Origin of the sequence: Weissella sp. DD23 (genome assembly GCF_001579105.1) — a bacterium.
Lineage (GTDB): Bacteria > Bacillota > Bacilli > Lactobacillales > Lactobacillaceae > Weissella > Weissella cibaria.
Map to the genome: position 1 here is coordinate 105791 of NZ_KQ970393.1, position 20955 is coordinate 126745.

General features: G+C 46.0%; 20 protein-coding genes and 1 pseudogene. 5 read left to right on the forward strand and 16 right to left on the reverse strand.

Annotation, left to right across the window (positions count from 1 at the left end; translation table 11 throughout):
* Positions 1–198 (reverse strand): annotated as a pseudogene (locus WEIDD23_RS14645) (A/G-specific adenine glycosylase); the annotation flags it as partial.
* A 142-nt stretch (positions 199–340) separates the two neighbouring features.
* Here WEIDD23_RS14645 and rpiA point away from each other — a divergent pair.
* Both rpiA and WEIDD23_RS06510 read left to right on the forward strand, forming a co-directional pair.
* Complete coding sequence (gene rpiA / locus WEIDD23_RS06505) at positions 341–1039, forward strand: ribose-5-phosphate isomerase RpiA (protein WP_010375019.1); 699 nt, start codon at positions 341–343, stop codon at positions 1037–1039.
* 95 nt (positions 1040–1134) lie between these two features.
* The gene (locus tag WEIDD23_RS06510) at positions 1135–1704 is read left to right on the forward strand and encodes a DUF805 domain-containing protein (protein WP_010375021.1); all 570 of its coding nucleotides are present in this window, start codon (positions 1135–1137) and stop codon (positions 1702–1704) included.
* Positions 1705–1746: 42 nt separating this feature from the next.
* On the opposite strand, the gene WEIDD23_RS06515 is transcribed toward WEIDD23_RS06510, so the two are convergent.
* The 7 genes from WEIDD23_RS06515 to WEIDD23_RS06550 form a co-directional block, all read right to left on the reverse strand.
* Positions 1747–2433 (reverse strand): DUF4956 domain-containing protein, encoded by a 687-nt coding sequence (locus WEIDD23_RS06515; RefSeq protein ID WP_010375023.1) that lies wholly within the window; start codon positions 2431–2433, stop codon positions 1747–1749.
* Complete coding sequence (locus WEIDD23_RS06520) at positions 2426–3172, reverse strand: polyphosphate polymerase domain-containing protein (protein ID WP_010375024.1); 747 nt, start codon at positions 3170–3172, stop codon at positions 2426–2428. Before WEIDD23_RS06520 ends, WEIDD23_RS06515 begins: the two co-directional genes overlap by 8 nt.
* Positions 3173–3186: 14 nt before the next feature.
* Complete coding sequence (locus WEIDD23_RS06525) at positions 3187–4623, reverse strand: carbohydrate-binding domain-containing protein (RefSeq protein WP_010375025.1); 1437 nt, start codon at positions 4621–4623, stop codon at positions 3187–3189.
* Positions 4624–5338: 715 nt separating this feature from the next.
* Positions 5339–6232 carry a phosphodiester glycosidase family protein gene (locus WEIDD23_RS06535; protein ID WP_010375027.1) on the reverse strand — a complete coding sequence of 298 codons (894 nt, stop codon included), beginning with the start codon at positions 6230–6232 and terminating at the stop codon, positions 5339–5341.
* Positions 6222–7301 (reverse strand): bifunctional glycosyltransferase family 2/GtrA family protein, encoded by a 1080-nt coding sequence (locus WEIDD23_RS06540; RefSeq protein ID WP_010375028.1) that lies wholly within the window; start codon positions 7299–7301, stop codon positions 6222–6224. Before WEIDD23_RS06540 ends, WEIDD23_RS06535 begins: the two co-directional genes overlap by 11 nt.
* Before the next feature lie 147 nt (positions 7302–7448).
* Positions 7449–8561 carry a sensor histidine kinase gene (locus tag WEIDD23_RS06545; RefSeq protein WP_062358880.1) on the reverse strand — a complete coding sequence of 371 codons (1113 nt, stop codon included), beginning with the start codon at positions 8559–8561 and terminating at the stop codon, positions 7449–7451.
* A gap of 125 nt (positions 8562–8686) precedes the next feature.
* On the reverse strand, positions 8687–9382 hold the full coding sequence (locus WEIDD23_RS06550) for a response regulator transcription factor (protein ID WP_010375030.1): 696 nt from the start codon (positions 9380–9382) through the stop codon (positions 8687–8689).
* A gap of 184 nt (positions 9383–9566) precedes the next feature.
* On the opposite strand from WEIDD23_RS06550, the gene WEIDD23_RS06555 reads away from it, so the two are divergent.
* On the forward strand, positions 9567–9947 hold the full coding sequence (locus tag WEIDD23_RS06555; RefSeq protein ID WP_010375031.1) for an SMU1112c/YaeR family gloxylase I-like metalloprotein: 381 nt from the start codon (positions 9567–9569) through the stop codon (positions 9945–9947).
* A gap of 249 nt (positions 9948–10196) precedes the next feature.
* Here WEIDD23_RS06555 and WEIDD23_RS06560 read toward each other — a convergent pair whose 3' ends face one another.
* The 3 genes from WEIDD23_RS06560 to menB all read right to left on the reverse strand — a co-directional run bounded on the left by WEIDD23_RS06560 (position 10197) and on the right by menB (position 14916).
* On the reverse strand, positions 10197–12446 hold the full coding sequence (locus WEIDD23_RS06560; RefSeq protein ID WP_080553244.1) for a MucBP domain-containing protein: 2250 nt from the start codon (positions 12444–12446) through the stop codon (positions 10197–10199).
* Positions 12447–12564: 118 nt separating this feature from the next.
* Positions 12565–14016 carry an o-succinylbenzoate--CoA ligase gene (locus tag WEIDD23_RS06565; RefSeq protein WP_010375033.1) on the reverse strand — a complete coding sequence of 484 codons (1452 nt, stop codon included), beginning with the start codon at positions 14014–14016 and terminating at the stop codon, positions 12565–12567.
* Between the two features lie 81 nt (positions 14017–14097).
* A complete protein-coding gene (gene menB / locus WEIDD23_RS06570) occupies positions 14098–14916 on the reverse strand; it encodes a 1,4-dihydroxy-2-naphthoyl-CoA synthase (protein ID WP_010375035.1) in 819 nt (272 codons plus the stop codon).
* A 211-nt stretch (positions 14917–15127) separates the two neighbouring features.
* On the opposite strand from menB, the gene WEIDD23_RS06575 reads away from it, so the two are divergent.
* Together WEIDD23_RS06575 and WEIDD23_RS06580 are read left to right on the forward strand one after the other, a co-directional pair.
* Positions 15128–15505: a PaaI family thioesterase gene (locus WEIDD23_RS06575; RefSeq protein ID WP_010375036.1), complete on the forward strand. Its 378-nt coding sequence runs from the start codon at positions 15128–15130 to the stop codon at positions 15503–15505.
* Positions 15506–15580: 75 nt separating this feature from the next.
* Complete coding sequence (locus tag WEIDD23_RS06580) at positions 15581–16150, forward strand: cysteine hydrolase family protein (protein ID WP_010375037.1); 570 nt, start codon at positions 15581–15583, stop codon at positions 16148–16150.
* Between the two features lie 57 nt (positions 16151–16207).
* Here WEIDD23_RS06580 and WEIDD23_RS06585 read toward each other — a convergent pair whose 3' ends face one another.
* The 5 genes from WEIDD23_RS06585 to WEIDD23_RS06605 form a co-directional block, all read right to left on the reverse strand.
* On the reverse strand, positions 16208–16909 hold the full coding sequence (locus tag WEIDD23_RS06585; RefSeq protein ID WP_010375038.1) for a demethylmenaquinone methyltransferase: 702 nt from the start codon (positions 16907–16909) through the stop codon (positions 16208–16210).
* 115 nt (positions 16910–17024) lie between these two features.
* Complete coding sequence (locus tag WEIDD23_RS06590; protein ID WP_010375039.1) at positions 17025–17717, reverse strand: hypothetical protein; 693 nt, start codon at positions 17715–17717, stop codon at positions 17025–17027.
* A 230-nt stretch (positions 17718–17947) separates the two neighbouring features.
* A complete protein-coding gene (locus WEIDD23_RS06595; RefSeq protein WP_010375040.1) occupies positions 17948–18373 on the reverse strand; it encodes a YdbC family protein in 426 nt (141 codons plus the stop codon).
* Between the two features lie 59 nt (positions 18374–18432).
* Positions 18433–19422: an asparaginase gene (locus tag WEIDD23_RS06600; protein WP_010375042.1), complete on the reverse strand. Its 990-nt coding sequence runs from the start codon at positions 19420–19422 to the stop codon at positions 18433–18435.
* Between the two features lie 143 nt (positions 19423–19565).
* The coding region (locus tag WEIDD23_RS06605; RefSeq protein ID WP_062358881.1) for an APC family permease at positions 19566–20955 on the reverse strand (1390 nt) is incomplete at its 5' end.

The following is a 20955-nucleotide window of genomic DNA, read 5'->3' on the forward strand; positions in this document are numbered from 1 at the left end:
GAACATTGACATAAAGCGATTGAAATATGGAATAACCGTCTGCACTTGCGTTTGTTGCAGCATAATTTCTGACACCCACACCCGGTAAGGATCATGGTTTTCACGCCATGGCAAATCTGCCCGTCCTGCTTCATCGTACCAATTCAAGAGTGTCGCTCTAAAATCATGAATTTTATCTTCGTCCCACATGTCAATCATGATGTATCCCACTTTCTTTTTTCATCGTCATTCCAGTTTACCAGATTGTCCTTACCATTTTTCAATAAGAACTCATTTGCCTTATCCTGCCTAAATAAGCGATAATAGAAGTAACAATTCTAATGAAATGGAAGTTGGCCCCATGAAAGATACAAACGAACTTAAGAAGATGGCTGGTTACCGTGCGGCAGAATTTGTCGAGGATGGCATGGTCGTCGGCATCGGATCTGGTTCAACCATTGCATACGTCATTGAAGCACTTGGCAAGCGCGTTTCAGAAGAAGGTTTGAACATCATTGGTGTCCCAACTTCTGACAAGACACGTCGCACTGCCGCAAAGCTTGGTATCTCGATGCACAACATCGATGACGTTGACCACATTGATTTAACAATCGACGGGGCTGACGAAATCGATCCTGATTTTGCTGCCATTAAGGGTGGTGGGGCGGCCCTGCTCTGGGAAAAAATCGTTGCCGTTAATTCAACGCGTAACATTTGGGTCGTCGACGAAGGTAAGTTAGCCCCAAAGCTAACCCACTACCTACCTGTCGAAGTCATCCCATACGGATCAGACCAACTATTCAAGCGTTTGGATGCTAAGGGCTACAAGCCTTCATGGCGTTTGGATCAAAATGGTAACCCTGTCCGAACTGACTCGGCTAACTTCTTGATTGATTTACATCCCGCTGATATTACGGATCCCTTCACATTAGGGCGCGAATTGACGAGCATGGTTGGTGTTGTGGAACACGGTTTGTTCCTAAACATCGTGGACACCGTCGTCGTTGGTCGCCAAGATGACGTCGAAATTTTCGACGCTCACCCACAACCACTTATCTAAAATCATTAAGGCACCGTTAAATCGGTGCTTTTTTATATGAATTGTTTCATTTTTATGACAAAATGAACCTACAAAGTATGAGGAGGTATTTTGAGATGGTGACAATGTGGCAAGCATTTAAAAATTTCTGGCGTGGGTACGTCAACTTCACGGGACAATCAACCCGCGCTGAATATTGGTGGATGGCCCTCTGGCAATTTATCATTTGGACAGTTTGGGTCATCTTGTTGGTTGCTTCCTTAGTGGCTGATGCATCTTTGCACGACGTTGATGACAAGGTGATTAATCATGCCGATTTTGGTGACGCCGTGCACTTTATGTTCACCAGCACACCCATTTTGGCAGCCGTTCTAATTATTGGCGCTATCTTGTATTTGGCCATGATTTTGCCAAATATCGCGCTATTGATTCGCCGTTACCGCGACGCCGGTACGGCCACTTGGCTCGCTTGGGTCATTTGGATTTTGAGTGCTGTGGGTGGCGTTGTGTCTAACGTCAACTCTGATCAACATTTTGCAATCGCCTTTAGTTTCACTGGACTATTCGGAATTATTAGTTTCATCTTGACCGTTTTGCCCACTGATTCACTGGCTGGTATCACTGGGATTGGTCGTCCGCAAAACGAGACGCCATCATCATTCAACGATGATGATAATGAACTTTAATAAATAAAGCGGTTGGGACAGAAGTCTTAACCGCTTTATTTATTAGTATTCATCGGCAATCAAGTTATATTGCATCGCAATACCCAAATTACCATTCGTTGTCCGCAAAGCATCAATAAACGCTTTTTCATCAACCCCGGATTTCATGCGCAACAAGTATTGTAACTCAAACAACGAACCCAATTCTGTGGTCTTAACACGCTTGAGCACAACCTTTTGCGCGTACTGTTTCAGCACATCTTCTACCATTTGCTTATCATACATATCTTCCGGCACCGTCAACTTTAATAATTGATCGGTTGTTTCGTGACCGCCAAAGTTCAAGACATTCATCAGCAACATCGCGACTAGCAAGATAATTGCCGAAATGACCGCATAAGCTAGGTAACCCAGCCCAGAAGCCAACCCAATGGCCATTGTCATCAGAACATACGTAATTTCAGCTGGATCACCCGGTGCTGAACGAAAACGGATAATTGAGAAAGCACCAGCTAAAGAAAAGGCGCGGGCCACATTATTACCCACTAACATGATAATGACCGCGATTACGACCGGCAATAAAACCAGCGTAAATGAAAACTTCTGTGGTGACACGCGTGAGTTATAAGTTTTTAGATAGACAAGCGCAGTCACTAAACCAAGCAACATCGCCGTCGCCATTGCAAGAATAAACGTCGGTAATGTGACGCTCGTCCCTGAACTTGTTGTTGTAAAAATTGAATTAAGCATGTGTAAAATCCTTTTCCATTAGCATTTGATACGCAGTCGCATGACGTTGAAACCCATCCTTTAGACCGCGTTCGAATTTTGAAAATCGCGTTGGCCGGAGCTTGTATTCGCCCAAAATTTGGCGCAAAAAACTAGGCATCCCCAACTCGGTTTTAATCTCCATCAACACCATCCCTGGTTTTAATAATTGATAGCCAATCGTCTCAGTTGCAATATCTAGTTCAGCCATGTCATATCGTACATTCCGGTCAAACGAAATCCGCAAATCACTGGTTGCCTGGGTCGCATGCAACGCTACGCGATCGTAAGCAATTTTAATCACCGGGTCTTGTTGTTGGACCCGCAGCGCAGCCACCTCGCGCGTAATTTGATTCGTTGGTAAAACTTGCGTCATTAAAAAGGCAGTCGCCGTTTGATAATCAACCGTTACGCGTCGCTTATACGTCTTCTTCAAGAACTTCTTCTTGATTTCTAGAAACGCCGGCTCACTCGCACGAGCCGGCCCGTACGTTCGCAAACGTAGGCGTTGTTTAAATTCATTCAATTCCAACCGCAATGCCTGCTGTGAGACGACATCCGTAATTGACGCAAAGTATAACGATTGAATCGGGTACCAATCACCGGCCTGATTATACTTATCAAGTCGCATCTTACCGGAATTAAGTAGCTGCTGAATAATTTTGTCGACCTGATCAGCCGTAATTAAATACTTCACTTCATATCGATTAAATACTTGCATGACTCTTCCCCCCGTTATTGCGGCATGCCACCCATTGGGCCACCAGCCATACCTTCTGTCAAACCAGACCCGGCCGTAACAGCAGTCGTTGTTCCCGCGACACTCACTTGATACGAATTACCAGCTGTAATACCCGTTGCAGCAACTGCTACGGTATCACCGTCAGCATTGGCCGTAAACGTCGCAATAACCTTGCCGGATTCATCGCTTACCTTAACCGCATCACCGGTTTTAACACCGTTCGGTAGCTTCACATAAGCGCCATCGAAAGTTGCACCTGTACCAGTTCCACCATACAGCAACGTCCCACCGGTAAATGTCATGGTACCGTCAAGATCAACCGCTTCATTATCAGGCGATGAATTGATCATCGCGTTGATTGTACCGCCTGAAATTTTCACATCACCGTTCGAATCTAAGCCATCACCGCCAGCTAAGAACGCCAATTTACCAGCCGTAATATTTAAGATTGGCGTCGTGTAGCTCCCGGATGCGTTAACCGCATCATCCGTACTTGAAATAGTTGTATCACCACCATTCAAGTCGATCTCATTTGCCTGCAGTCCTTCATATGAACTAGTTACCTTGACCTTACCGCCAGAAATAACTAACTTACGCTCGGCTGAAATACCATGGTTACCAGATTCAGTACCGGTCGCTACCGTAATATCGCCGCCCTTAATTTCAACTAACCCTTTGGTTTCATCATTGTCTTGATTCGATTCGATAGCATCATCCTTAGCCGTTACATTGACCGTTCCATCTGTGATATGCACGGAATCATGTCCGACTAAGCCATCATTAGCTGCCTTGGCAAATAGAGTACCTGATTTAATTTTCAAATCGTCCTTGGTATATACTGCGTCCTTAGCATCGCCATTCACCGCCAGTGTTCCGTCACCCTTAAACGTCAAATCGTGGGTCGCATAGATAGCCCCTTTAACCTCATCAGTATCGGCAATCGTCCCACCGTCAATTAGGTTAACGGAATTAGCGGCCGTTTCGATAACTGTCTTATCGGCATTCTTTTCATAAATAGCAGCTCCTTGACTAGCGGTCAAATCAACGCCATTCATAATAATCGTGACCGCATCCTTGTCGCCGGCATCAACAATGATTTGAGCGTCCGTTGCCGTCCCCGTAAAGTAGTACGTCCCACCTTTTGAAATTGTAACCGTCTTCCCTGACACCTTGACTCCTTCACCCGAAGTTGTCATCTTAGACAAATTAACAGTCCCTTTGGCGGCCACCTTGCCAGAAGCATCCCCAGTTTTAGCACTCGTGGGATAACTGGTCGTTACCGCAAGATTCGTCTTTTTAGTTGATAACGAACTTGCTGTTTGCGATGTTTGATTATCACCTTGTGATTGCTGCGTTACCGCATACCCGGCACCACCGATTACTAATACGCCTGCCAACGCAAGCGTTGCAATTGTTTTCTTCGTTGTCATAATTATTACCTCGTGATTAAGTATCTTTACTATGCGGGAGAAAGCTTAAACAACGACTTAACTGGGCTGATATGAACCTTAAATTTTTTGAACAAAAAATGACGATTCTTTTCGGAACACGTTTAAAAAAAGAGTGAGACGAAAGGCGCTTTGAACCTGATGATAACGTTGTTTGACCCGCTTATGCCTTGGCGCGCAGCGTAGAGGTGTAAGTGGGTCAAATGGCGTTATATTAAGGGTTCAGCCTTTCGGAACACGTTTAAAAGGCCACCAATCGGCCGATTTCACATCGGTAGATTGGTGGCCTTACGCACCTTTAATTACCTTTAGATCGCTGTTTCAACCCGCCACCGACGCCAATAATCCAGAACAAGACGGCAAAAATACCATAACCGTATAGATATTGAGAGCCCGTTCCCGCAATCGTCAAGATACCTTGCAGGACTAACCAGATTGTTATTGACCAAATCGCCAAATTCGACCATTGCCAAAAACGTTGTAGCGCGAGTTGCCAGGTGACATCGATTTTCGTTAAAATCAGCGTCCCACGGATCAACGCGGGTATTAACGGTATCAACCACGCCCAATTCAGGCTCGCTGATTGCACACCATGACCAAAATGATTATACACAAGATGGAAGATGGAAGATAAAAATAAAAATTGAAACGCCTACCCATTTTAGGACCGTTTTATATCGTTGCATCTTTTGCTCCTTTAATTTGCGTAACCAAAATACAGCATATCTGACACTGCACGTTCGGATGACTGACCAGAACCACCAACTGGATTATTAATCACTTTACCGTTCAAAACCATTGTTGATGAGCCACCACCATCCAAATTATAAGCGTAGGTCGCACCGTGATCGGCCATCACATTAGCTAACTGATAGAGCGACAGACCAGTTGATTCTGACGTACGACCATCTGAAACCACGACAATATAGTGATTCTTACCCACCTGACCAATGGCCGTCCGTGGGTTTGACGCCTGCGATTGCCCGACTTCCTCAGATTCAGAAACCGTCACTTTACTATTTTCTACAAGGGTCGGTCCGAAACTCAAAACTTGCTGCGCACCATCCTTCAGTAATGTACTAGCGCTAGTATCAGTTTGATTAACTGACTTCATATTGCCATCGCTATCAATCACTAACGCATCCGTGTCCGCAGCAGCTGTATCACGGTACAGCGTACCGTTTCGAACGACATATCCTGTGTCGCGGAAGCCGTAATAATCACCATTAATGGCAAATATTGCCTGATGATCACTCGCCATCGATGACGTGGTTTCTGTATAATTTCGGCCATACGTATTATTAGCCAAGGCAGTCTGCAATAAACTCGGATCATCGACCGTAATATCTGCCACATAAACACTCGTGCCAGATACTCGTTCTGTTGTGACCTTAATTTTCATATGACTATCTTCATACGACGTTGCAGTCGTCTTAACCGAGCTCGTTTCTTTTTTAACCGTCGTCTTGACCTGCTTTGTACTCGTTGCAATGGCCGTACCAGAGTGTTGCAGCATAAACGTATCTACCAACGTGAAACTCGTATAAAGCGTTAAGATGGTTGCGGTTATTAAATTTAATTTACGACTCATGAATTTGCTCCTGACGTTGCTTAAATACTAGTTGCTTTTGAATCAGGTAACTACCAATAAAGATAATGACATCGACCATGATTTTCACAGGAATTGGATGCGGAATAACCGTATCAACAAGTTGTAATAGCACAGCCGACAAAATCATCTGAACACTAAATAGGATGAGATATCGTCGACGATCACCCGCGACATTCTGACTTCGGAACACCCAGCGCTGATTCAAACTGAAGTTAACAACGCCAGAAACCAGACGCGCTAGTACAGAGGCTAGCAACAATGTTCCTGTTGACGCATTATGAAACACGGTCATTAACAACAATGCGAATAACAGTACGTCAACGCCGGCTGAAGTTAACGAAGACAAGCCAAATTTCAAGAAACGTCGATAGACTAAGAGCGAATCACGCACTGGATGAAAGTGCGTTCCTTCATTTTGCCCTTCGTAAATGATCTGAATTGGAATCATCGTCAGCTTGATTTGCAACGACTTTAATTCAAGCAGCATGTTCATCTCGTATTCAAAACGCTCTCCTTGCACATTAGCCATTGCAGGTAAAATCGCCATTGGTAGCCCGCGTAAACCCGTTTGTGTGTCCGGAATCGTCAGACCCGTTGCCAACTTCGTCATCTTACTCGTAATGGTATTCCCCCAATACGACTTTGCCGGCACTTGCCCTTTTTCAAAATTTCTAACGCCCAACACAAGACCTTGTTCGCCAGCCTCTAACACCTCCGCCATGTGAACGATATCGTCAATCGCATGTTGGCCATCTGAATCGGCCGTCACCATCCCGACACTGTTTGGAAAATGTTGTTGGACATAACCAATCGCTGTTTTCAAAGCGGCGCCCTTCCCCCGATTGGTCTCATGAGTTAAAACAACAGCGCCTAACTCTGCCACTTGACCAAATATGGTTTGGAAGTGAATGCCTGATCCATCATCAACCACCACAACCGGGCGACGTGACACTTTGCGAATTGCCATCATAACAGTAATAAAATTTTCAGTTGGTTCAAATGCCGGGATAACAATCACGGCATGGGTCCCTGTTTGTTCAATCTTCATAAGCAGTTCCTCGCTTTCTGTTCGTGGAACATCTTATGATTTGTAACCGAAGCGAAACTTCAACCAGCCACAAACAAATCTTAAACGCAAAAACGCTCGAATTATCCAACCGTTAATCGGAAAATTCGAGCGTTCGCAACACCTGATTTATTTTAATTTTTGGTTTTTCGGCATCGTCATACTAAAGACTGTCCCATGTGGTTGATTATCAAGCACTTCAATCGAACCACGGTGCCCCTGCACAACCCACTTGGCAATCGCTAGTCCAAGACCGTGCCCACCCGTTGAACGGGAACGCGCTTTATCAACACGGTAAAAACGATCAAACAGATGTTGCTTATCGGCATCCGGCACGCCTTTACCAGTATCAGAAACTTGCAATTTAATATTATTACCAGCCGCACTCGCACTAATCACAACGTTAGCACCTTCACCAGCATACTTTTGCGCATTATCAGTCAAAATCACCAATAATTGGCGCAGACGTTGGGCATCCCCGACCATCGGCAACGTTTCTGGTACATCAACCGACAATGTTTGGCCCTTTTCTTCAGCATTAAATTCATAAATATCACCGACTTCACGCGCAATGGCGGCCAAATCAACGTCGGCAAACGCAAACAATGGCACATCAGCGTCAGCTTGCGACAGCGTCAGCAAGTCACCGGTCAAATTATTCAAATGTCGGACCTCGGTTAACGCATTCGCGACGTTTTCCACTTGGTCCATCACCGTGTCATTTGGCCGTTCAAGCATCCGTTCCAAGTTATTCTGAATAACCGTCATTGGCGTTTTAAATTCGTGGGCGGCATCAGCCACGAACGTCCGTTGTTGTGACCACGAACGCATAATTGGTCGCATATTGGCCCGAGTTAACGCAATCGCCATCAATAACAACGCAATTTCAGACAGTGCGAAAATCCATACCAGTCGATTCTGGAATGCATCAACCATCTCGTGTTCGGTCGTCACATCAACAAATGCCATTTGATCACCATGCCGGTAGAAAAAGTACCAACTACCCCGATATGACTTCAAATAAACCTTGCCTTCTTTCAACGCCAACGCATCTTGGAACGTTTGGACATAGTCAGTCACTTGGGCAGTTTGCAACGGCCGGTCAAACCCACTTTGCGGGGCAAATGCCTTTTCGACACGTTCCTGCGCATTGCCGTACATCACGACCCGGAACTGGCTAATAGTAAACGTCCCAATCAACGAGAACACCATCGTAAAACCGACGACCATCAAAATAGTCATCTTCACCTGTTGCGGTAGCGAAGCGCGGATTCTTTGCAACCACTTGGGTAGTTTTATTTTCGCGAAAAACGCCCTGATTTTTTCAAGCATCACGGCGATTTTCGACTGTTTTTCAGTTGGCACCATTAAGCTTCCGTCGCTGCATTTAGGGTGTAACCCACGTTACGCAACGTCTTAATGTTTACTTGGGCATCCGCGTTGCGCAAGTTCTTACGAAGGTTTGACATGTAAACTTCAACAACCGTCAATGACGTATCTGAGTCAAAGCCCCACAAACGATCAAAAATTTGATCCTTTGTCACAATCTGGCCAACGTGTTGCATAAGGTAAACCAGCAGACCAAATTCACGACCTTGCAGACTAATTTCTTCATTATTAACGAGAACCCGGTGTTGATCGATGAAAACTTGCACATTCCCAACTTCCAAAGCGCCATCTTGACCCAAAACACCCGCGTGACGCAATAACGTCTTCAAACGCGCCAATAATTCTTCCTTATAGAAAGGCTTAGTAATGTATTCGTCGGCGCCTAAGTTAAAGCCTTGCATCTTATCAGACAATTCGCCCTTTGCCGTCAACATCAAGATCGGCAACGTTGGATAAAGCTCCTTGGCTTTCTTCAAAATGGTAAAACCATCTTGACCTGGCAACATGACATCTAAGACCACGGCATCATAAACACCAGATTCAATCTCGTACCAGCCTTCATCACCGTCATGCACTTGCGTCACTTCACCAAGATCTGAAATCGTTTCACGAACCGTATCGTTCAATGCATAATCGTCTTCAACTACCAATAATTTAATCGTATTTCCTGCCATCTCACTAACCTCGCTGCACCCAAAGATTTTTTCATTTCGTATTTAATGACTTAAATATAGTGACTGAACCTTAAAATCGGCATAGTGGCAACTTTGCCGAACCTTAAATATTTAAGGTTTCTCCTTCATTATAATCATTTCCATTCCGTAAGTCTTGGTAGAATGATTAATAGGAGGAACAACTATGTTATTTGATACCATTCACCACATTGCCATCAACGCATCAAACTACGATGCCACTAAAAACTTCTATGTTAATAAACTTGGCTTCCAAGTAATTCGCGAAAACGTGCGACCAGAGAAAAATGATATCAAGTTGGATTTGCGCCTTGGCACACAGGAACTCGAGATTTTTATCAGTGATAAATTTCCAACGCGACCATCGTTCCCTGAAGCGCGCGGTCTACGCCACTTGGCTTTTAAAGTTGCCAGTGTCCCTGACACGGTCGCCTATTTGGCTACCCAAGGCATCAAGAGTGAGCCCATTCGTACCGATGATTACACCGGTGAGAAAATGACCTTCTTTTTTGATCCTGATGGATTACCGCTTGAAATTCATGAATAGGTTTTGAAACCAAAGGAAAAAGGCACCAGGTTCGCCACCTGGTGCCTTTCCGACCATACTTCTTAAATTGCAATCCGCATGGCCGTCCGGTAGTTGCCTACCGGGCTAAATACAATTACGTATCGCCCTTGTTTCCTATACAAGGGCGATACGAATCGTTTGATTGCTATAATCTGACAAAACGTATCACCCCCTTTCCTAGATTGACTATAATTATAGACCCTAATTTTGGAAATTCAAGTATGAAAGTCATTCTTTTTTCTGCTGAATAACACCCACGGCGGCTACTGTTGTTAACAGACCCAGCCCGGCCCAAGTTAGCCATGGCGTCGCCGCAAAATCCGTTGCTGGTAACGCTGGTGTAGGCGCCTGCGTAACCATTTCCGGCAGAGTTGCTACAGGCCTTGGCGCTGGGTTTAGTTTCTGATTAACTAAGTTATTCGGGCGACGCGCATTCTGGGCCACTAACTTCGCTGGCCGTGCCGTTACTTCATGCGGTGCCGACTGGGCCGGTTGCAATACTGGTTGAGATGGCGTCACTAATCGACGTGTCAGCACATCTTGTTTTGGCGGTGTTACACGAACGGACGGCAGTGTCACTCGTCGACGTGGCACTTGCCGTGTCTGTTCAACTGGCACACTAACTGGTGTGGGCGTTTCAACTGGGCCAATTATTTTAGGCTGTTTATCCTCATGGTCAATTTCAACTGCAGGTGTCATCGCGACATCATCATCAAGCGGAATGCCATGTTCTGTGCGATCACCGTCGCCATCGTCATCCCCCGCAATTATTTCAGCAGGTGTTTCTTCGACGTATGAATCGTACACATACACAACCGCGATGGTTTCATTGGCTTTACCGTAATGTCCGTGGGCATTATCTGTCACCCGAACCATGCGATAAGCCGGCAAGGTTTTAGCTGTCGTCGCGTAGGCCGTTCCTGGATTAGCAATGGTTGTTTCGGTCGGCGCGACTTCATGGCCAAATTCATCAACGTGAAACACCTTCAAACGGGCTTGACCATTAATATCAACCACATCCGGCGTGGTTTGGGCATACAACGGCGCGGCGACCGCCAACAAGTCACCGTTACCATCATACGTTTTCAGGACGCTAACGGCCGCATTAACTGCTGTGTTATCAGCAAACCGGAGATAAAACTGGTGCCCATGTGACCCTGTCCCCTCTGACGGGTGGTCACCACCAGCCCGGCCAATATTCGCGTCAAGCTGTTTTAGGTCGGCTAATGTCAACGCCCCCGTTGCCTGATGTTGCTGCAAAAATGTCGAGAATGAACCATCATGAAAATTATCAATGCCCCACTCAGTGTATGGATTCCCCATATTATAGGCCAAAGTATACGAGCCATCATCGTTCAGTCGCGTCGTGTACGCGCCGCGACCATTTCGTGCCAACTCACGCGCAATCGTTTCGTCTGACGCAGCCCCATCAATGGTCACGAACGTTTGCGCGTAAGTCGGTTCGGTATTCATTTGACGGGTGGTCGCTGAAATGACTGTCGCTTGGTAGTCACCATTTTTATTTTTATCGACCACATAGTACGTCGAGTAGCCGGACGACGAATTCACTGATAACACCGTACCCGCTTCAATTTTCACCTGTTGAATTTGCACTAAATCACTGGTCGCAAACTGGTCATTTTCGCGAATTTGGGCCGTCTTAGTCGCATCCCCACGTAACAAGGCATTCATATACCCATCATCTTGGTAATAACTACCAACCCCCATCTGGTCACTTTTGGTAAAAATATGTTGCGTTGCGACGCCCGGCGCATCAGTCTGAAAACGTGATGCGAATGCAAAATGGCCCACAACTTCAGTCTGGCCGAACACGATGCGAGCGGACCCGGTTTTCGCTGCCCAAATTGGCGCTTCCGGCAGTGGCGCCGCGGTCGATCCGGTAATCGTTAAATGTGAATCCACCCGTCCAATCGGGGTTGCTTGTAGTGTCAGCCGTAACGCTTGTCCCACAACTTCATATGCCCCGATCATCTGTTTATCATGTTGTAACACACCATTCGCGCGCACCAAATCATATCGCTGGCGATTAACCGTGTTATCCGAAATCATTTCACCATACAACGGGATCGTAATCGTGTCACCGGCCTGGTATTGGCCGGTGGTATTATCAATGGTTAGCCCCACTGCAAATCCATTCACAATTCGTGCATCAGCCACTTGCACAAAACTTGTACCAGCTGGCAAAACCGTCCCGGCGGCATTAACGGCGCCACTAACCGTTGTCGTCACAGTTCGTGCTACTAAATTATCGGTAGACCAATCCCAATTTTTAGGGTCGCGAGTTGCCACATTAGGTGCCACCATCATGGTGACCTTGTCTTGTTCTGCCGCTCGAACTACCGGCATTATCCCCAACACCGTCATTGTCACACCCAATAGTACCGTTGGCCCTTTAAGCCCTAATTTGGGCATTTGTCCCACTGACCATTCATTCATCAACGCCATTCGCACTCCCATACCCCCTGTTTGTCGGACGGAAATCAACTTCGATCATTATACGTAAGTCCATTACGAACAGTCTAGCGAACAAAAAAGAAGCGACATAGACCAATTCGCTATATCGCTTCTGCTTTTGTTATTTAATTTCTTGTGCGGTCGTCAGTTGATCCCGCAATTTGTGGCGTTGAATCTTGCCACTAGCCGTTCGGGGGAAAGTTTCCGTCTCAAAGAATCGTACCGGCACTTTATAGTGGGCCAATCGGTCACGACCAAAGTTACGTAACGCCTCAAAATCCATCGTTTGTTCGCCTTTAAACATCACAAAAGCGACCGGGACAGCACCCCAACGATCATCTGGAATACCAACGACTGACATTTGGGCAATCGCATCCGCTTCACCATAGACCGATTCGATTTCGTCAGGGAACACGTTTTCACCACCTGACGAAATCATATCGCCTTCACGCCCTTCAACGTACAAAAAGCCTTCATCATCCAACCAACCCATGTCACCGGTATCGAACCAGCCATCGACAAACGCCTCGGCATACTTATCTGGGCGATTAAGATAACCCACCGCTAAGGTTGGCGACTTGATTTGAATGCGACCGACTTTGTCAGCATCATTAATTTTTTGGACTCGCACTTCAACCGGGAATAAAGGCTTCCCCGCCGATCCCAACTTGCGCGTTGCACTGCTTGCATCCAGTGCAATCACTTGCGACGCTGTTTCAGTCATCCCATATGATTGCACAATCTCAATGCCGGCAGCCGTCGCTTTTTCCAAAGTCGTTAAATCAGTTGGTCCGCCACCAAGCAACATGGTCCGGAAACGTTCATGGTAGACAGCTCCTGCCGGTAGCTGAGCCAATAACTGTTTCAACATGACTGGGACCACTGAGATGGTTGTCACTTGACCTGTTAATAATTCCTGGTTAATCCGTTCGACATCAAAACGTTCATATAGCACAACACCCATTCCATAAATCAATGAGCGCATCATAATTGACAGCCCACTAATATGGAAGATTGGAACCGCCGCAAGCCAGACATCATTTGGCGTCAGCCCCAAATTGAGCGCTGAACCAACTGCTGAATAGAAGTGATTCCCAAACGTTTGCATGACACCCTTGGGATTACCGGTGGTACCCGAGGTATACATAATTGACGTCACTTTATCTAATTCAAACGCCGCAACTGGCGTGATTGGTTCCGCTTCAGTTGCTAAAATCGCTGAAAAGTTAAGCTGGTGAACATTCGCCAACTCGCCAACAAAGGCATCATCTTGTAAAACCGTTGTGATTGCAGCATCTGCTAGTTGAAAGGCCATTTCACGAGGTGACAACCGGCGATTCAACAGCACGACCGTCTTATCAAGTTGTTGAATCGCTAAAATCATAAGGTAACCCGTTAAATTATTGGGCGTAATTAAGGCAATGCGCTCATTATCATCCACATGTTTCGCGATTTGTCCTGCAATCTGCAACACCCGCTTGCGCATTTCAGCAAAGGTGAGCGTTGCATCACCAAACCGAATCGCCATCCGGGCGGGCGTTAAATTCGCGCGCTTGGTTAGCCAATTTTCCATTGTGCTTCCTTTCAATAGAAAGCCCCACATCACAAAATCATTGATGCGGGGCGTCTGTTCTTTTGTCTTTAAAAATGCCGCTTATGGGAACTTAGGGAACTGCGTAAAGTCTGGCTCACGCTTCTCAAGGAAGGCATTTTTACCCTCCTTACCTTCGTCCGTCGTGTAGTACAACATCGTGGCATCACCCGCGAATTGTTGCAAACCAGCCAAACCGTCCGTGTCAGCGTTCATTGCTGCCTTAATGAAACGGATAGCAGTTGGTGACTTCTTCAAAATTTCGTTTGCCCATTCCATCGTGGCATCCTCAACTTCAGCCAAAGGCACAACGCGGTTAATCCAGTTCATGCTGTACGCTTCATCAGCCGTGTAGAACTTCGTCAAGAACCATACTTCCTTCGCGCGCTTGTGACCGATAACACGGGCCAAGTAACCTGAACCGTAACCTGCGTCAAATGAACCAACCTTTGGTCCAGTTTGACCAAACATGGCGTTGTCAGCCGCAATCGTTAGGTCGGCAACCAATTGCAAGATGTTTCCACCACCAACGGCCCAACCCTTGACCATCGCAATGACTGGCTTTGGAATAATACGAATCAAGTGTTGCAAGTCCAGCACATTCAAACGGGCAATGTGGTCTGGTCCCACGTAACCACCGTTACCACGTACTGATTGATCACCACCAGATGAAAATGCCTTATCACCAGCTCCCGTCAAAATGATAACTCCAATTGAGGCATCATCACGCGCCATTGAAAATGCATCGATCATCTCTTGCACCATTACCGGTGTAAAGGCGTTGTGACGGGCTGGATTGTTCATCGTAACCTTCGCCACCGCATCCGAACGCTCAAACAAAATTTCTGAGTATTCTTTGATGGTTGTCCATTCTACAGTCATTTATATATCTCACTTTCTGAATTTCGAGTTTCAATTCCCTTGGTCTCAAAATATGCTTCTTAAATTATAGCTTTTTTCTACCCATTTTTCCAAAAACTCGTTAAACTTATATTTACCACTTTAACCATTTGTGTGACTTTTTGTTCGTGTTCGCTTTATTTTGGTGTACATACAAAATACATACATTTAAATTGAAAGGTTGATTATCACAATGAATGCAATTGAATATTTAAACATTTCTACTGAAAAACTAACCGCGGAAGAAGTCATTTTGACCATGCCAATCCGTGATGAAGTTAAGCAACCATACGGCATTGTTCATGGCGGTATCAATGCGTTGCTTGCCGAAACAGCCGGTAGCTTCGGCGCCAACTACGGCCTTGATAACACCAAGCAAGTACCTGTCGGCTTGGACATTCACACGCACCACATCGCACAAGCGACAGAAGGCACATTGCGCGCCATCGCCAAGCCAATTCACGCTGGTCGTCAAATCCAAACTTGGCAAATCGATACATTCGTTGTCGAAACTGGTAAGCACACTTCCTCATCAACATTAACGGCTATGATTATTCCCGTTCGGCGCTAGGTGATTTGCTAATCGCGACGTATAATAGTCAACAAACAGAAACGTCATTTTTCAGTTCAACTAGAGGAGATTGCCATGAAGGCTTTGTTGATTATTGATTACACAAATGATTTCGTCGCACCAGAGGGACCATTAACTGCCGGGGAGACAGCTCAAGCACTCGCACCACGATTGGTCGAACTTGCTGATGAATTTTTAGCTAACGGTGATGCCGTCATTTTGCCAACTGATTTACACGTACCAAATGACCCCTATCACCCTGAGACAAAATTGTATCCAGCTCACAACGTCGCCAACACACCAGGCCGCGACTATTATGGCGTCCTTGCTGATTGGGTTGCTGCGCACAAGGACGATGCTAACGTGTGGATTTATCCTAAGAATCGTTACAGCAGTTTCGCTAATTCTGATTTGGATAATTATTTGCGATCACGTGATATTAAGGATATTCATTTGACCGGGGTCGACACCGATATTTGCATTTTGCACACAGCGGTCGACGCCTACAACTTGAACTACGACATTACCGTCCATGCCGATGGCGTCGCAAGTTTTACCCAAGAAGGTCACCGTTGGGCACTTTGGCACTTCAAGAACGTGCTCGGTGCAACCGTGACACCGGATATTAATTACAATCTAGACTAGAACAAAAATTAGAAAAGCCACTTTGGACAAATTTTCCAAAGTGGCTTTTTCTCATTATTATTTAATCCCAAAATGCGCTGCAGCTGCTCCAAAATTAAAACGTTGGTAGGCAACCGTCTTGAAACCAGTCTCACGCATCAAGTCAGCCAAAGCTGTAAATGACATGAATTCTTCTGTCGTCTTTTCCAAGTAGTCATATGAATCCTTATCATGAGCAAACACCTTACCCATCATCGGCATCACACCCTTGAAGTACATCTTCCAGAATGGCTTGATAACCGGATTGTCAGGTTGTGATGTTTCCAAGACAACCAACTGACCACCAGGCTTCAATACACGATACAATTCTTGCATCCCCTTTTCAGCATCTGGCAAGTTACGCAAACCAAATCCAATCGTTACCAAATCGAAGGTGTCATCTTCATATGGTAGTTCCATGGCATTCCCTTGCGTTAGGGTTACCCAAAAACTCACGCCGGCTTCGCGAACTTTTTCGCGGGCGACAGCCAACATTTCTGAACTCAAATCAAACCCAGTCACATGGCCCTTATCACCTAATTCTTTAGCCAACGCAATCGTCCAGTCACCCGTTCCAGCAGCAACATCTAAAATTTGGCCATTCTTTGGAATATCGATTGACGCCATCGTCTTGGCACGCCAACTGCGGTGTGTCCCCAAACTGATAATATCGTTCATCTTGTCATAGTCTTTTGCCAAACCATCAAAGATGCCTTGGACACGTTGTGGCGCTTTGTTCATGTCATATCCCTCAATCATTTTTAGTGTACTTACATTATACAACGATTACCCAGGCGACGCATTGCGACATCTCAAATCCATTGTCACGTTATTTGTATATGGCAATAAGCTTTAATTAGGCAATCGAAACAAACACCCCAGTATCATTTGTATCACCTGATAGGCGCCAACGCTTTAACATCAATACATCACAGTCATAATCAATGACGATTGGTCTTAATTTGGCTACATCCGCTTCTTTTTGTTGCGCCAGTACGTCGCATCGTACCCAACCGCGTAAGCGTAATCGTGGCATCCACTCTAATGGCGGCAACATCATCATCGGTTTAATTTGACCATGGAGATAATCTTGTAGTTGCTTCACTTCTTCTTGCACCTGCGGTTTACGTGTCTGTGACACATGCGGAATCACCAACACCGTCGCACCTAAATCAAAAATGTGCGCTTCACTCCCCTCCCCCACTGCACGATGCCAAACTGCATCAATTTTGCCTAAATGTATGATGCCAACACCTCTTTCAACATCACGCAATCGCGTCGTCGCTGACCAAGACCATACTGGCCGCTCCCCAAATTCACGAAACGCCGCCTCTAAACTCACTAGCGGATTGTCTGCGCGCAATTGCGATACGCCATCACGCGGTAAAATGCCGTCGCCAATTTGCTGTGGCAAACCGGCCGACACATGCTGACTAGCATCCGGAATCACAACCATTGTCACACCTTGCGACAACATCCCTGCCACCATTCGTCCCCAATTCACACTGCCCGCGGCCAAACAATCCATTTCCAACACTACTAAACGCATATTTTCATCCCCCAAAAAGTCGCTAATATAGCTCAGTCTAGCGGACTACAAGCCCCGGAACAAGGGCATTTCTGCACAACTATCATGCAAAAAATGTACCATCACCGTTAACAATAAACGGGTTAAACAAAAACGTGATTAGCCAGTAGCACCGGTCTAATCACGTTTCGTATTTTATACTTTGATGATTAATCTGCATAACAGTCAGCATAATCAACAAAAATTTAATTTCATAAATCGCCCAAACGACCCCACTTAGGTCGCGCGTCCGCTTCCGCCTCTGCTTCAGATTCAGCCGCCACTTTGTCGGCATAATACATATCCGCTAAATAATCATGCGCAGCTGGTTGCTGCATTTTCACCTGCTTATCAGTTGGTGTGGCGACCGCCGGTTCTGATTCAACCACCTCAGGCATCTCAAATTGGCCATCACCTGTCGCAAGCACTTGTCCCAATAAATCATGCAACTTTTCAACTTCTTCGCGGGTTAGCGTTAGCCCCTTACCCATTTTGGCATGATCCGGTGACCACGTTCGCAAATCATACTTCGGTTTGTTGGCACCCCATTGCACGACATTTAATTGCATCTCCCAGCCAGACTTACTCGTTGAGAGCGTCCCCAATTCTTCTAAAATTTCATACTTCAAATCAGCCATTTCAACCTCATTTCTGCTTGTAACGCCTGTAACAGGCAAATTTTGTCTCACTAATTGTATTATACAAAATCTAAGTCGTGCGCGATTGGTGTTTGCATAAGCGTTCGAACTGTCTCAAGCTGTCGCGTCTGACCTAGCACCCACATTAGTTTTGCCACGATTGCTTCGGTGTTCATATCACCAGCCGTAATACCACCAGCATCCGCAACCCGCTTGCCCACTTCATAGAGATAAATATCTTGTCCCTCTTCTAAAATCTGGGTCGTAATAATAACTGGGATACCGGCTGCCGTCAATTTTTCAACACCCGGAATAAGATTGCGACGCTCGAATGGCAGACCGCCATTACCAAAGCTTTCAATAATGACACCATGCATATTAGCGGCCAAATAATCAAAAATATCGACCGTTAGACCCGGAAACGCCTTAAGTACAAACACCTTGGTATCCAGATTAATGCTAGGTGTCAGTACCGGCGTTTCAGGTTCAGGTTGGTACAACGGCACCATGTTACCTTCTGATACGCTAGCAATGTACGGATAATTAATACTTTCGAACGCATCATAACTCTTTGATTTGGTCTTCACTGCCCGTGTTCCCGCCATAACAAGACCATTAAAGACTAAATAAACACCTTGCAGGTCCGTTTGGCTAGCAAACGTTAACGAATCGTGTAGATTACGCACCGCGTCGGTTTCAGCCATACCAAGTGGCACTTGCGATCCCGTCAAAACAACCGGCTTATCAAAGCCATACAGCAAATATGACAGAGCAGCAGCCGAGTAGCCCATGGTATCCGTACCATGCGTCACGATGAAGGCGTCGTACGCCTGGTGATGCGCTTGAATTCGTTCCGCAATTTCAACCCAGTCTTCCGGTTGCATATTAGTCGAATCCTTACTCATCACGTTTTCAACGGACAAATTCACCCCTGGTCGACGTTCAAAATAACTGACTAACACTTCCGCCGCCAACCCAGGCGCCAACCCGTTCTCCGTCTTTGTTGAGGCAATTGTGCCTCCCGTTGTCAGTACTAGCACTTCTTTCACGCTACTACCCTCCCCTACGCTTCTTTCTAGATATCCTTACATTATCGCACAGACCGCATTGTCTATTGCGATTAATTTCAGCATATCCGCAAATAAAAACGGGTTTAACAACCAACGTTGCTAAACCCGTTTAATTCTTAATATTAATCTTTGGTACTATGCTTTGCGCCATAGGCCACGTATACCAACGCACCTACAACGACCCAAACAAGGGTCAAAATCAAGGCATCCTTGTTCAAAGAAACGAACAAACCGATTGAAGCCAATGCTGAAATAATTGGCAACACTGGGTACCATGGCATCTTGTAACCTGAGTGGTCAATATCTTGACGCTTACGCAACTTCAAAACACCCACTGAGGCGACGATAAAGGCGATCAACGTTCCGGCAGAAACCAAGTTTGCCAACATCCCAACTGGGAATACGGCGCCCAACACGACGGCCAAAATTGTCAAAACCAATGTACCATTCTTTGGCAACCCATTCTTATCCAACTTGGCAAAAGCCTTTGGCATCAAACCGTCACGTCCAAATGAGTAAACCAAACGTGACCCACCAATCATCAAGGCAATCAAACCAGAGAACATACCAACCAACGCCACAACTGACAACAAGTTCGCTGTAAACAAGTGACCTGATTGACGCAATGCCCAAGCGGCCGGCTCAGCATTACCAGCAAACTTCGTGTAGTGGAACATACCCGTCAAAACGGCTGCAACACCAACGAACAAAACTGTTGCAATCAACAACGTGCCAACGATTGCACGCGGCATTGTCTTTTGTGCGTTCTTAACTTCGGCTGAGTTGGCAGCAATTGTGTCGAAACCGATGTATGCGAAGAAGACTTGCGCAGCTCCCATCATGACACCGTGCATACCACCGAAGTTTGTTCCGGGCACGTGCTTCGGTACAAATGGTACCCAGTTTTGCAACTGGACAGCAGTAGCACCCACTACGATGAACAAAACGATAACCGCAATCTTACCAATAACCAACCAGTTTTCAACCTTGGCGGCACCCTTCACACCACGTGAAACCAGGTGACCAACAACCAACAACGCCAAGGCACCAAACAAGTCGAACCACGTTCCGTTACCTAGCGAGAACGATGTCGTCAACGCCTTTGGTAACGCAATACCAAAACTTGATAGGAAACCTTGGAAATATGATGACCACGATGCTGAAATCAACGCCAAGGCAATCAAGTACTCTGCTAGGACCGCCCAACCGGCTAGCCAACCGACAAATTCACCATAAATGACGTTAGCCCATGAATAGATTGACCCCGCATATGGCATCGCTGATGCAAATTCTGAATAAGCCAAGGCTGATAAACCGGCAATAATTGCTGCAATAATAAATGAAATAACAACCGCTGGTCCTGCGTAATCAGCCGCCACGATACCTGGCATCGTAAAGATACCAGCACCCACAACCGTTCCGACTCCCATTGCGATCATTTCACGCAATCCGAGCACAGGCTTCAGATGGCCGTCCTTATCCGCGTAATTTCGCGGATCTTCTCTGCGCGCC